General features: G+C 68.1%; 12 protein-coding genes. 4 read left to right on the top strand and 8 right to left on the bottom strand.

Annotated elements, in window-relative coordinates; translation table 11 throughout:
* Positions 1–74: 74 nt before the first annotated feature.
* Together atpA and SSA01S_RS07740 are read right to left on the bottom strand one after the other, a co-directional pair.
* Positions 75–1,604 (bottom strand): F0F1 ATP synthase subunit alpha, encoded by a 1,530-nt coding sequence (gene atpA, locus SSA01S_RS07735; RefSeq protein ID WP_056430575.1) that lies wholly within the window; start codon positions 1,602–1,604, stop codon positions 75–77.
* Between the two features lie 7 nt (positions 1,605–1,611).
* Complete coding sequence (locus tag SSA01S_RS07740) at positions 1,612–2,181, bottom strand: F0F1 ATP synthase subunit delta (RefSeq protein ID WP_061779974.1); 570 nt, start codon at positions 2,179–2,181, stop codon at positions 1,612–1,614.
* 219 nt (positions 2,182–2,400) lie between these two features.
* Between SSA01S_RS07740 and SSA01S_RS07745 the strand changes: the two genes are divergently transcribed.
* On the top strand, positions 2,401–3,234 hold the full coding sequence (locus tag SSA01S_RS07745; protein ID WP_156477710.1) for a bifunctional transcriptional activator/DNA repair enzyme AdaA: 834 nt from the start codon (positions 2,401–2,403) through the stop codon (positions 3,232–3,234).
* A 3-nt stretch (positions 3,235–3,237) separates the two neighbouring features.
* Here SSA01S_RS07745 and SSA01S_RS07750 read toward each other — a convergent pair whose 3' ends face one another.
* Complete coding sequence (locus SSA01S_RS07750) at positions 3,238–4,794, bottom strand: hypothetical protein (RefSeq protein ID WP_244885617.1); 1,557 nt, start codon at positions 4,792–4,794, stop codon at positions 3,238–3,240.
* Between the two features lie 84 nt (positions 4,795–4,878).
* Positions 4,879–6,408, bottom strand: coding sequence for a S1C family serine protease (locus SSA01S_RS07755; RefSeq protein WP_061779976.1), 1,530 nt, complete (start codon positions 6,406–6,408; stop codon positions 4,879–4,881).
* A 109-nt stretch (positions 6,409–6,517) separates the two neighbouring features.
* Between SSA01S_RS07755 and SSA01S_RS07760 the strand changes: the two genes are divergently transcribed.
* From SSA01S_RS07760 to SSA01S_RS07770, 3 genes are all read left to right on the top strand, one after another.
* On the top strand, positions 6,518–8,026 hold the full coding sequence (locus SSA01S_RS07760) for a TadA family conjugal transfer-associated ATPase (RefSeq protein WP_061779975.1): 1,509 nt from the start codon (positions 6,518–6,520) through the stop codon (positions 8,024–8,026).
* A 136-nt stretch (positions 8,027–8,162) separates the two neighbouring features.
* The gene (locus tag SSA01S_RS07765) at positions 8,163–9,323 is read left to right on the top strand and encodes a GGDEF domain-containing protein (protein WP_061779934.1); all 1,161 of its coding nucleotides are present in this window, start codon (positions 8,163–8,165) and stop codon (positions 9,321–9,323) included.
* A gap of 93 nt (positions 9,324–9,416) precedes the next feature.
* Entirely contained in the window at positions 9,417–10,667 is a 1,251-nt protein-coding gene (locus SSA01S_RS07770; RefSeq protein WP_061779935.1) for an aspartyl protease family protein, read from the top strand.
* Here the strand turns inward: SSA01S_RS07770 and SSA01S_RS07775 are convergent.
* From SSA01S_RS07775 to SSA01S_RS07790, 4 genes are all read right to left on the bottom strand, one after another.
* On the bottom strand, positions 10,661–10,906 hold the full coding sequence (locus SSA01S_RS07775) for a 3TM-type holin (protein WP_061779936.1): 246 nt from the start codon (positions 10,904–10,906) through the stop codon (positions 10,661–10,663). The two genes, SSA01S_RS07770 and SSA01S_RS07775, sit on opposite strands and share 7 nt — an antisense overlap.
* On the bottom strand, positions 10,903–11,460 hold the full coding sequence (locus tag SSA01S_RS07780) for a glycoside hydrolase family 108 protein (RefSeq protein WP_061779937.1): 558 nt from the start codon (positions 11,458–11,460) through the stop codon (positions 10,903–10,905). The genes SSA01S_RS07775 and SSA01S_RS07780 overlap by 4 nt, the downstream gene beginning before the upstream one ends.
* Positions 11,461–11,562: 102 nt before the next feature.
* Entirely contained in the window at positions 11,563–12,462 is a 900-nt protein-coding gene (locus tag SSA01S_RS07785; RefSeq protein WP_082794991.1) for an ROK family protein, read from the bottom strand.
* A 168-nt stretch (positions 12,463–12,630) separates the two neighbouring features.
* Positions 12,631–13,431: an acid phosphatase gene (locus tag SSA01S_RS07790; protein WP_061779938.1), complete on the bottom strand. Its 801-nt coding sequence runs from the start codon at positions 13,429–13,431 to the stop codon at positions 12,631–12,633.
* Positions 13,432–13,444 lie beyond the last annotated feature (13 nt).

Consider the following 13,444-nt stretch of genomic DNA (forward strand, 5'->3'; position numbering starts at 1 on the left):
TTGCCACGGGCGGGGTCGCTTAGGGCGTCCCCTCACCCAACCCTCTCCCCAGCGGGGAGAGGGCCATGTTTAGTTTACGCGAAGATCTTCGCGAACTGGTCGAGCGCGGCCTTGAGCTTGCCCTTGGCCTCGTCACCCAGATCCTTGGTGTCGCGGATCATCGCCAGCACATCGGCATGGTCGTTGCGCAGATAGGCGAGCATCGCCGCTTCGTAGCGGACGACCTGCGCCACCGGCACGTTGTCGATATAGCCATTGGTGCCCGCGAAGATCGACGCGGTCTGCTCCTCGAAGGGCAGCGGCGAGAATTGCGGCTGCTTGAGCAGCTCGGTCAGGCGCGCACCGCGGTTCAGCAGCTTCTGCGTCGAGGCGTCGAGGTCCGAGCCGAACTGCGCGAAGGCCGCCATTTCGCGGTACTGGGCGAGCTCCAGCTTGATCGAGCCCGACACCTTCTTCATCGCCTTGGTCTGCGCGGCCGAGCCGACGCGGCTGACCGACAGGCCGACGTTGATCGCCGGACGGATGCCCGCGAAGAACAGGTCAGTTTCGAGGAAGATCTGGCCGTCGGTGATCGAGATCACGTTGGTCGGGATATAGGCCGACACGTCGCCCGCCTGGGTCTCGATGATCGGCAGCGCGGTCAGCGAACCGGCGCCGTTGGCGTCGTTCATCTTGGCCGCACGCTCGAGCAGACGGCTGTGCAGATAGAACACGTCGCCAGGATACGCTTCACGGCCCGGCGGACGGCGCAGCAGCAGCGACATCTGGCGGTACGCCACGGCCTGCTTCGACAGATCGTCGAACACGATCAGCGCGTGCATCGCGTTGTCGCGGAAATACTCGCCCATCGCGGTGCCGGTGTACGGCGCGAGGAACTGAAGCGGGGCGGGCTCCGACGCGGTCGCGGCGACGACGATGGAATATTCCATCGCACCATTCTCTTCGAGCGTCTTGACCAGCTGCGCGACCGTCGAGCGCTTCTGACCCACGGCGACGTAGATGCAGTAGAGCTTCTTCGACTCGTCGGTGCCGGCGTTGACCGTCTTCTGGTTGATGAAGGCGTCGATCGCGACGGCCGACTTGCCGGTCTGGCGGTCGCCGATGATCAGCTCGCGCTGGCCACGACCGACGGGAACGAGGGCGTCGATCGCCTTCAGGCCGGTCTGGACCGGCTCGTGCACGCCCTTACGCGGGATGATGCCCGGTGCCTTCACCTCGACGCGGCGACGCTCGGTCGCCTCGATCGGGCCCTTGCCGTCGATCGGGTTGCCCAGACCGTCCACGACGCGGCCCAGCAGGCCACGGCCGACCGGCACGTCGACGATGGTGCCGGTGCGCTTGACGGTGTCGCCTTCCTTGATCTCGGCGTCCGAGCCGAAGATCACGACGCCGACATTGTCGGCTTCGAGGTTAAGGGCCATGCCCTGCACGCCATTGGCGAACTCGACCATCTCACCCGCCTGGACATTGTCGAGGCCGTAGATGCGCGCGATGCCGTCACCGACGCTCAGCACCTGGCCGGTCTCGCTGACCTGGGCCTCGGTGCCGAAATTGGCGATCTGGTCCTTGATGACCTTGGAGATTTCTGCGGCGCGGATATCCATGGGAACGTCAGCCTTTCATCGCGCTGGCGAGCGCATTCAAACGGGTGCGGATCGAGCTATCGATCATCTGGGAACCGATGCGGACGACAAGCCCGCCGAGCAGGTCGGGATCGACCGACAGGTCGACCGACACCTCGCGGCCGACGCGGGTGCGCAGCTGCTGCTTCAGCTCGGCGACCTGTCCTTCCGTCAGCGGGTGGGCGCTCGTCACTTCGGCCGCGACCTCGCCGCGATGGCGGCTGGCCAGCTGGCGGAAGGCACGGATGATCTGCGGCAGCGCCGAGAGGCGCCGATTCTCGGCGAGGACGCCGAGGAAATTCTTGGTCACCCCGTCCAGGCCCAGCGTATCGGCGACCGCCAGGATCGCCTTGACCGCCTGCCCGCGCGCCACGACCGGGCTCTTGGTCAGCGCGACCAGATCCTTGTCGGCGACCAGCGCGTCGCGAAGGGTCACGAGGCTCGCCTCGATCGTGTCGATCGAACGGCCCTGTTCGGCCGTTTCAAACAGCGCGAGCGCATAACGACCACCCAGGCTCGCCTGGATGCCGCCTGTGCCGCTTATAGTACCGCCGGACATCTCCACGGATGCGAATTCCTCGAACAACGAACGGGTTGGCCCCATGGGGAACGGGGCGCGAAAAACGCGCCTCCGATGGGTTGGCGGGCGGTTAGCATCGGGAACATTTCTATGCAAGGTGCGTGGCGCAACTTGTGACAGGTCGGTGACGCCATTGTAACGTGTTTGCGCGCAAGCCGTGGGATGAATGCCACAGCGGCTTCTGGCAAGATCGTCGCCATGACCGCTCATACCCCCTGCCCGATCGACGAAGACGCCGCCTGGGATGCCTTTGCGCGCCGGGATCGGGCGGCGGATGGCCGCTTCGTTGTCGCGGTGCGGACGACGGGCATCTATTGCCGCCCCAGCTGCGCCGCCCGGCGGCCCCGGCGCGAGCATGTCCGATTCATGGACAGCCCCGATACGGCGAGGGCGGCGGGCTATCGCGCCTGTCTGCGCTGCCTGCCCGATGCGGTGACTCGTGATCGCCAGGCGGTGGCGGAGGCCATCGCGATTCTGGAGGCCGCCGACGCGATGCCCCCGCTCGCCACGCTGGCGGAGCGGGTCGGCTATACCCCCCACCATTTCCACCGGCTGTTCAAGCGGGCGACCGGGGTGACGCCTGCCGCCTATGCCCGTGCGCTACGCGGCGTCCGGGCGACCGAAGCGCTGGCCACCGAGGAAAGCGTGACCCGCGCGCTGTACGAAGCGGGCTATGCCGGGCCCAGCCGCTTCTACGCCGACAGCGAACAGCGCCTGGGTATGGCGCCGGGCCAGTGGCGGCGCGGCGGCGAAGGGGTGACGATCGAATGGGCGATCTTGCCCACGCCGCTGGGAGACCTGCTGATCGCCGCCACCGCGCGCGGACTGGCGCGGATCGCGTTCGAGGGGGATGGCGACCGCCTGCGCGCGCTGTTCCCGGCCGCCACCCTTCATCCCGCCGAACCGAAGACCCATGCCCGCATGGCCCGGCTGATCGCCGCCACCGCCCTGCCCGATCCGCTGCTGGCCGAACCGGCCCGCCGCACCGCCTTTAGCGAGGCGCTGTCCCGCGCGTGGCTGTCGGTCGAGTGACGCTCAGTCGTCGGCCGCCGGACCCGACATGGCCGCAAGCCCCTTCCGCACCGCATCACGATCGCCCTTTTCCAGCAAGGCGAGCAACTGCGCCGCCGGATTGTCGGGCGGCATGTGCGGATCGAAGGCGAGCGGGCGGAGCAACGCCTTCGCCATGTCGATATCCCCCGCCTCGATCTGCTGCGCCGCCAGGGTGAAGCGCAGCCCCTTGTCCTGCGGCACCAGCTGAAAGGCCCGCTCGAGCCCGCGTATCGCCGATGGGCGCGGCTTTTCCCCGGCCATCGCGAAACTGCGGTAGAAGACCGCCAGCGGCTCGGCGGCATTCGGGTCGGCGCGGTTGGCCTTGACGATCCAGCCGCGCGCCTCGTCCCACACCGCCTTGTCCTGGCTGTGCGCCGCCTGCGCCCGGCGCAGATGGAGCAGCCCCTTGTAGAGCAGGGCCTGTTGCGACTTGGCATCGACTGCTAGCGCCCGGTCGGCCGCCGCCTCGGCCACCGCATCCTCGGCCGCGTCATAGGCCATCTCGGCGAACCAGCCCTGCGCGGCTGAATCCTGCGGATAGGCCGCCGCGACCGACGCCACGCGGGTATAGAGATCACGCCCGGTCTTCTGATCGACACCACGATCCGACTGCATGCGATAGGCGATCAGCGCCTGTTCGCCCGGTGAGAGTGCGCGGACCGTCACCGCCACCTGGGGCAGGCGGTCGAACGGCACCATCATCCCCGGAATCGTGCTGCGTCCCAGATATTTGTCGAGATCGCGGTCGAGCTGCTTGAGCGAGCCATAGGCCTCGTTGCCCGCCGCCAGGCTCGGCGTCCCGGTGTTGAGCAGATCCAAATAGCGGCCGAACCGGGCCCGATGGTCCGGGTCGAACATGGTATAATGGGTCAGCAGCCAGCCGCGACCATAAAGCTGGTCGAGCTGTTGCGGGTCGAGCTTGCGCCGCGACGAATCGAACAGCGTGTCGATCGACAGCTTGCTGCTGTCCAACAGCCCGAACGCCCGGTGCTGCGCCGCGACGCCGACCATCACCCCGTTACGATCGAAACGGGCGGTGCTGGCGAATTCGGCAAAGCCCTCGGAGAACCAGGCGGGATAGGCCGCCCCCGAATTGCCGAACAGGAAATGATGGGCATATTCGTGGAACAGCACATATTGCGGCTGCAATGCGTTGGGCCCCTCCCCCTCGCCCCGGAGCGGGGTGAAGGCGACAGAGCCCGAGACGCGCGGCTGGTAAAAGCCCGCGACGTGATCGCCGCCCTTGCCATAAAGCCGCCGGATCGCCGCGACATTGGGCACGACATAGACGGTGACGGGATTGCTTTCCTGCCCCTCGACCTCGGGCAGCTGGTAAAAATAGCGCAGCACGGCGTCGAACTGCTCCAGCCGCGTCGCCATGGCGCGGATATCGCCGTCCGACATGTTGCCGTACAGGACGAAGTGCTTCGCCCGCGCCTCGCGCCATTCGGCCTGGGCCGGTGCCACCGACAGCCCGATGCCCATCATCGTCAACGCGGCCATCACCCAGCCGCGCACACGCGATCCCGTCCTTTTCATGTCCCCCCCGGCCCTCCCAAGCCGTTCCCCCGATCGGACCGCTATCTCACCGGATCGAGGAAACGGGGACAAGCCCTATTCGCGTCAGCGGCCCGCGCGACAGCTATAGACCAGCTTCTCATTGGGCAGCGGCGGCAACTGCTGGCGAATCTGCGCCTGCACGCCTTCCAGATTCTGGAGCGCGGTGTCGGTCTTCACACAGCCGCGCGGTGTCGTCGGCTGTTGCAGCTTGCGGATCGACTCCATCGTCGCGGCGGGCAGCATGTAGCGGGTCTGGGTATAGGTCCGCGTCACGGGGTCGAAGCGGGCGACGGTCACCGTCGGCTCCTCATCGGGCACGATGATCCGCTGCCATCCGCCCTCGCCTTCCAGATACTGGGTCTTGCCGTCGACACAGCCTTTGGCGCCCCAATCGAGCCGGGTCTCGGCGGTCGAGGAAACGGTGATCCGGCTGCGATCGGGCTGGAGCGTGCACAGCAGCGGACCGATCGCCGCGCCCGGCGGGGTCTGGCCGGTCGTCGTCGCGATACTCTCGCGCGGCAGGCTGATCTCGGCGGACGGGCGCAGCAGGAAGACGGCCACCGCCACGACGATCGTCACGCCACCAACCGAGGCGGCGATGATCGCATGACGCCGCTTGCCCCGGGTCTCCAGCAATCCGGCCCCGCCGATCACCAGCGCGCCCGCGACCAGCAGCAGCGCGGCCACCGCCATGGCATTCTCGCGCGACCGCTCGGCCTGTGCGCGCGCGGTGTTCAGCGCCTCCTCGCGGCGGAAGGCGGCGGCATTGGCCTCTTCGCGTTTGGCGGCGGCGGCATCGGCGATCGCCTTGGCATCGGCGGCACTATCCTCGCGCAGCCGCTCCTCGATCGAGGTGCAGGGCACACCGACCGAGGCGTAAGGCTGTTTCGCGGCGCGCAGGAACGCCATCAGCTCGGTATCGGCGATGGCGAAGCCGAAGGTCGAATCGCCGTCATCGGCCCGCGTCAGTGCCGAATTAACCCCGATCACCCGCCCGCACGGATCGAGCAGCGGTCCGCCCGAATTGCCGCGCGCGATGCTGGCGGTGTGGAGCAGCACCTCGATCCCGGTCAGTGCGCGGCGGCCCGAGGCCACGCCCTGCGACCGAACGGGCGAAAGCGGGCGGATATAGTCCGCCGCTGACTGCGCCGTCGCCAGGTCGACATTGCCGGGATAGCCCAGCGCGATCACCTGATCCCCCTCGGTCACCGGGCCGGTGAACAGAGCGGCGGGTGGCAGCTTGGCCTCGCTCACCTCGATCAGCGCCAGGTCGCGCCGCGAATCATAGGCGATGACGCGGCCCTGATAGGATTTGCTGCCCTCCGACGGGACCACGCCGATCACCACATTGTCGGGATAGCGCTCGGCCAGTTCGACGACATGCGCGTTGGTGACGATGCGATTGGGCGCGACGGCGAAGCCCGAACCATGGCCGAAGCCCGCCACTTCATCGTCGACCATCGCGATGGTGACGACCCGCACCACGCCGCGCGCGGTCGCGGCGATATCGTCGGCGCCCGCCGCGACGGGCCACAGTCCGGCGACCATCAGCAGGGCCGATAACAGGGGGGCAAGGACGAACCGGCTCAGCATCAGGAGCGGGCCATATCCCGCCCGCTCCATCCGCCGCAACCGCGATCGGTTAGGCATATGGTAAATCTTGCCAATTACGAACGGACCCCATGTCATGGGAAAGATGGGCATGAACGCGTTCGGTCGCCGTCAGGGTTTGGGTAGTGCGCCGGGAGGGCGCCCGGCCTTCGGTGTCGCGCGTCCGATGCACGGGCCGGGCCCGGCCATCCGCCCCGAATCGCCCGCGCCCGGCGGCGACCAGTTCCCGCCGCTGTCGACGCTGGCCGAGAATGCGGGCCCCGTCCCCGACGCGATGCAGCGCCTCGCCGAGCGCCAGGCCGCCCCGGCCGAGCCCACCCCCGCCCGCGGCGAGGGGTTCGAGGCGTCGATCCACCGGATCAAGGAACAGGTCCTCCCCCGCCTGCTCGAACGCGTCGATCCCGAGGCCGCCGCGACGCTGGGCAAGGACGAGCTGGCCGAGGAATTCCGCCCGATCATCGGCGAGGTGCTGGCCGAGCTGAAGCTGACGCTGAACCGGCGCGAGCAGTTCGCGCTGGAAAAGGTGCTGGTCGACGAGCTGCTCGGCCTGGGGCCGCTCGAGGAACTGCTGGCCGATACCGACATCACCGACATCATGGTCAACGGACCCGAACAGACCTATGTCGAGCGCAAGGGCAAGCTGGAGCTCGCCAATATCCGCTTCCGCGACGAGGAGCATCTGTTCCAGGTCGCGCAGCGCATCGTCAACTCGGTCGGCCGCCGCGTCGACCAGACCACGCCGCTGGCCGACGCCCGGCTGAAGGACGGCAGCCGCGTCAACGTGATCGTCCCGCCGCTGTCCTTGCGCGGCACCGCCATCTCGATCCGCAAATTCTCGGCGAAACCGATCACGCTCGACATGATGGCGAACGGCGGATCGATGAGCCAGGACATGGCGACCTTCCTGAAGATCGCGGGCGCGTCGCGGTTCAACATCGTCATCTCGGGCGGCACCGGCTCGGGCAAGACGACGATGCTGAACGCGTTGTCCAAGATGATCGACCCGGGCGAGCGCGTGCTGACCATCGAGGACGCGGCCGAACTCCGCCTGCAGCAGCCGCACTGGCTCCCGCTCGAAACCCGTCCCGCCAATCTGGAGGGACAGGGCGAGATCAGCATCCGCGACCTCGTGAAGAACGCGCTGCGTATGCGCCCCGACCGGATCATCCTGGGCGAAATTCGCGGCGCGGAATGTTTCGACATGCTGGCGGCGATGAACACCGGCCATGACGGCTCGATGTGCACGCTCCACTCCAATTCCCCGCGCGAGGCGCTGGCCCGCATGGAGAATATGGTGATGATGTCCGACATCAAGGTGCCCAAGGAAGCGATCAGCCGCCAGATCGCCGACTCGGTCGATCTGGTCATCCAGGTGAAGCGCCTGCGCGACGGCAGCCGCCGCGTGACCAACATCACCGAGGTGATCGGCATGGAAGGCCCGGTGATCGTCACGCAGGAGCTGTTCAGCTTCGAGTATCTGGACGAAGGCACCGACGGCAAGATCATCGGCGAGTATCGCTCGGCGGGCCTGCGCCCCTATACGCTGGACAAGGCCAAGCAGTTCGGCTTCGACAAGCCGTTGCTGGAGGTCTGCCTGTAACGGCGGTTCGGCAAGTCCGGGCCATGCGACGGTGCAGGTCCCGTTTATCCAATATTTACCATTATAGCCTATCATTAGGTCTCTCGCTTTCACGTGCCGCACGTCCGGAGAGCGACCGCGGAGAGAGATCGAACCTGTGGCATCTGCGTCACCGATACGGATCGACCGAGAGAATCCCGGCGATGCCGCTTGCCCCGCCGATCCGGCGTGGGTCCGCTGGCTGACCCGCCCGGCCGATCCCGAGAACGAGGCCATCCGACCCGAATTGACCCGGCTGCTCTATACCAATCGGTCGAGCGTGCTGTTCGCGACCCTATGCCTGTTGATGGTCCTGGGCTGTTACGGCTTCTATTTCGACTGGCGCGTTCCCGCCGTGCTGGTCACCCTGTTCATCCCCGCCGCCGTCTTGCGCTATCGGATGATCGGTTATGCCGAGCGGGTCGACTCGCCGACCAGATTGCTGGCGGCAAGCCTGTACTGGTCGATCATCGTCGGCGCGATCTGTGGCGAGGGCGCGCGGACCGGCGAACCGCTGCTGATGATCCTGAGCGGGCTGGTCATCGTCGCGGTTGGCTTTGGCGGGGCCTATAACAACGCCGGGGCACCGCGCTTCGCCACGCTGCAGACGATCCTGTTCATCACGCCCTATACCCTTTTCGCGGGTCTTTCGGGCATGCCGGGGATGCCGGTCATCCTGCTTCAGCTGCCGCTTTGGCTGATCGGCATCGTGATGATGATCTTCAATATGCACCGGACCCACGCCCAGCTGATCCGCGCCGAGAACAAGGCCCAGCACCTCGCTTTTCACGACAGCCTGACGAGTCTGCCCAATCGGGCGCAGTTCATGAATCAACTGTCCAACGAATGCACCCGCGTGGCGCGTCCCGGGGGGCGCACGAGCTATGTGCTCTATCTCGATCTCGACGGGTTCAAGCCGGTCAACGACACCTATGGCCATACGACCGGCGACGACCTGTTGCGGGCGGTGGCGGAACGCCTCTCCGCCCCGCTGCGCCCCGGCGATCTGTTAGGGCGGCTGGGCGGGGACGAGTTCGCCGTGATCCTACGCGATACGAACGCCGCCCAGGCAGCGGCGGTCGGCGAAAGTCTGATCGCCGCCGCCCGCGCCCCGTTCCACCTGGAAGACCGCCCGCCCATCACCATCGGCGTCAGCATCGGCGGCGTCGCACTGGCACCCTCATCCGATGTGCGCCACACCCTGCATGTCGCCGATACGATGCTTTATGCCGCCAAGCGCGCGGGCAAGGGAACACTGCGCCTCGCCGACGCGGCCTGACCGACACCTGACCGATACCCGATGCACGGCGCACCGTCGTCGTCACGAATTGCCGCGCGCGCAGCTTCCCGATCCGCTACGCGTTGAGGCGTGATGCCCCGACCGCTCTATTTGCTGCCCCTCCCCCTGCTCCTGATCGCCGCGATGGCGCTGCCCCATGCGGGACGACAAGCCAGGCCCGCCGCCGCCGCGCCCGTACAGGAGGATGTCGTCGCGGCGGCCGCGCGCGATCCGGGGGTGGCCACGCTGGCTCCCGACGCCGAGCAACGCTGGATTCCCTTTGAACTGACACCCGGCAACCAGATCCGCTTTGCCATGACCATCGACGGGCGGAGCGTGACCGCGATCCTCGATACCGGGGTCAGCTTCACCCTGTTGTCGCAATCCTCCCCGCTGGCCGCGAAGGCCAAGGTCCGACCCGGTGGCGAGGCAAGCGCCATCGGTGGTGCGGTCGCGATCGGGTGGATGCCGACCCGGAGGCTGGAACTGGGCGGCCTGACCCGCACGGGCGGCGGGGTAGTGGTAGCGCCGCTGCCCGCGCTGGCGACGGGCGATGCGACGGCGGTCGACCTGCTGGTCGGGCGTGACCTGCTCGCCCCGCATGCGCTCGACATCGATTATGCCGCCAAGCGGTTCCGCCTGATCCCGTCGGGGCGGATGCCGTTCACCGGATCGACCGCGCCGCTGACCGTCTCGCCCGAGCGGCGGGTCTATGAAAGCGCGGTCGGGCTGGGCGCGGCGAAGCTGTCGCCGATCATCGTCGATACCGGCGACGGCTCGGCGCTGACCGTCACCCAGGCGGGGTGGCGGACGGCCAAGCTCACCACCCTGCCGACCACGACCGCGATCGGCTTCGGCCTGGCGGGGCCGACGGTCAACGACCTGGCGATCGTGCCGACGGTCCGGCTGGGCAACCTGACCGCGCATGACATCGAGGTGCGGGTCGAGCCGCCCCAGGGCTTTAGCGAATCGGTCGGCGCGGCGGGGCGGATCGGATCGGGCTTCCTGCAACGTTACCGCGTGCTGCTCGACCCCGGCGCGGGGCGGATGATCCTGAAGCCCGGCCCCCATGCCGATGCGCCCGCCCAGCGCTCCACCGCTGGCCTGTTGCTGGGGGTGGCGAGCGACCGGCTGCGCGTCCTCCACGTCATGCGCGGCGGCCCGGCGGCGGCGAGCGGCTGGCGCGAGGGGGACACGATCTGCGCCATCGACGGACAGCCGGTGCCCCGCGACTATGTCGACAGCCCGATCGCTCGCTGGACCATCGGCAAGCCAGGTACGACCGTGACCCTGCGCACCTGCGACGGACAGGACCGCAAGCTGACGCTCGCCCGCTTCTACTGACGCCGCTTTCCCCATTCGCGCGCGGCGGTGTAGCCCAGATAACCGGTGCCGAAGAGCGCGTAGAGCGGCTCCGGGATGGCGGCCAGATACGCCGCCATACCCCGGATCATCGCCGCGGCCATGGCGGGCCGGATGCCCGCCAGCAGCCCCATCGGAATGCTCCACAGCAGCAGCGCATACATGACGTAGAGGAAACTCGGCCGCGCCCGCCGGGTCCACAGGTCGGTATCGCCGCTCATGACAGCCGGTCCGCCAGCCAGCCATAGAGGAACGCCTCATTGGCCGGACGCCGCTCGGCCAGCCGCAGATAGCGCTCGCCCTGGAGCGCCTCGACCGCCTTCAGCAGGACCGTCTCACCCGCCGCTCCGCGATGGCGCAGGAACGCGTCGAGTGCGTCCAGCGTCGCCGCACCGATCCGACCATCGGCCACCAGATCGGGATAGTCGCGCTCTCCGCGATTGAGCGCGTTCAGCGCGCGTTGCAGGAACGTCGCCGCCACGCCGGTGCCCATATTCACCCCGGTGTCGAACAGCTCCGCCGCCAAACGCGGTGCACGCTCCGCCACCCGGTCGAAGCCCGGTGCCACCCAGTAGAGACGGCGATAGATCGCCTCCGCCCGCGCCAGCGGCAGGCGGCGCATCGACCCGGCATAGCCGTCCGTCCGCGCCACAGCCTCGCTGATCCCGAACCGCGTCGCGCCGCCGCGATCGGCGGGGTGGTCGCTATAATCCCCCTCCCGCGCGATCACCTGCGCGATCAGGGCGTCCACTCCGGTCTCGTCCCCCTGTCCCATGATGCTCTCCCCCGTTTCGAGGAGATACGAACCATATCGGTTCGCTGTAGGACAGAGGATTCTGCCCTTCCTCCCCTGCAAGGGGAGGAAGGGCATATGCCGTCAGTCCAGCACCGTCCGCGCCAGCGCCAGCGTGCCGAGCGGCCCGGCCTGGTCGCCCAGTTGCGCATGGACGATGCGGTTGGCGATCTCGGCCTGGTTGATGAAGGGGAGATAGCCGGACAGCTTCTCGACCACGCCCGCACGGATCATGTCTAGCAACTGCGGTTGGCCGACGCCCACGCCGCCGCCAATTACGATGCGGCCGCAGGCCAGGGTCAGGAACAGCCCGGCAAAGCTCTCTGCCAGCGCATCCGCGACATAGGCCCAGACGGGATCGTCCGCCGCCAGCTCCTGCGCGGGCTTACCCGCCCGCGCCGCGATGGCGGGTCCGGCGACCAGCCCTTCCAGGCAGTCGCCGTGAAAGGGACAGGCGCCCGCAAAGTCGTCCCCGGCGATCCGGCGGACGCGGACATGGCCCGCCTCCGGGTGCATCCGCCCCGACACCGGCTGGCCGTTGACGATGATGCCCATGCCGACGCCGGTGCCGACCGTGACATAGACATGATCGGCCAGCCCGCGCGCCGCGCCCCACTGCCCCTCGGCCAGCGCCGCGCCGGTCACATCGGTGTGGATCGCGACCCGCTCGCCAAAGCCTTCGCCCAGCGCGCCGACCACGTACGCGCCCGCCCAGCCGGGCTTGGGCGTCGCCAGCATATGCCCGAAGTCCATGCCGCTCTTGTCGAGCGCGATTGGGCCGAAGCTGCCGATGCCCAGCGCCTCGGGGGCATATTGGTCGCGCCACTCGGCCAGACGCTGGCGCAGCGCGGCGAGCGTCACCGCCGGGCTGGTCGTCGGCAGCCGTTCGGACACCAGAATGTCGCGCCCACGGCCGATCAATACAATCGATTTCGTACCGCCGAGTTCGACGCCCGCCACGATCCGATCATCCGCCTCGGCCATTCCAGTCTCCTGCCCGTCATTCTGGGGTTTCTTGCGCGTCGCGACTGCGCGAAACCGCGTGCCCGGGTCAAGGGTGTCGCGCGGTTTCGCCGGGTGGCAGGCAAGATTCCAGCACGATCGACCCCGCCCCACAGCCGGGGGCGGGGACGCACAGGCGGGCGAGAGGACTTAGAAAATGGGCTGGGCGACCAGCGCAGCCTCACGCTGGCACTGGGCAGCATCGGGGCGCGGCGCGGCGGGATCGCGGCGCAGCGCATCGATCTCGGCCCGGGCCGCCGCCAAGTCATGCTGGAAATCCGGGCTTTGCGACAAGGCGGTCAGCGTCGCGGTGGCCGACAGCCGCCCGCCTTCCACCGCGCTGGCATTATGCGCACCGCACACGATGCGGCTTTCCCCGAACGCCCGACCACGTGCCAGGATCTGGGTTGCCCGATCGGGGGCCAGTTCGGCCAGCAGCGTCGCCCAGGTCCACCCCGCCGTGGTGTGGCCCGAGGGATAGTCGTAGCTGCCCTTCAATTCGACGGCGGGCTGGCAGGTCGGGCCCTTATCGATCAGATAGGGGCGCTGGCGCTTGTAGAAATTCTTGGCGATGCCGGTCGCGCGCGCGGTGTCGGAGCCCGCATTGTGGATCAGCCGCATCGTCGCGGGCGCGGCTTGCGGGGTCAGCGTCACGCCCAGCGCGCAGGAGAAGTCCTGCGCCATGTGCCCATCGTCCAGTTGCACGTCGTTGGTCGCCAGGTCCCAGCGCGGCGTGCCGATCAGCTTGCGCGTCTGGCGGAAGATGGCGCGATCGGCACGGCCGCGTATGTCGTCTGGCCGGGGTGCCGGCGGCAGGACGGCGAGCAGATCGAAGCTGCCCTTCGCCAGATAATGGGCCGGCTCGTCGCCCTCGCGGATGTCGGCGACCGCCGCCGTGCAGGTCAAGGCGAGCAGTGCCGCCCCCAGGCAGCCGATGGTGTGTTTGAACATGCCCCTGAAACTC

It is taken from the genome of Sphingomonas sanguinis NBRC 13937 (genome assembly GCF_001591005.1).
Classification (GTDB): domain Bacteria; phylum Pseudomonadota; class Alphaproteobacteria; order Sphingomonadales; family Sphingomonadaceae; genus Sphingomonas; species Sphingomonas sanguinis.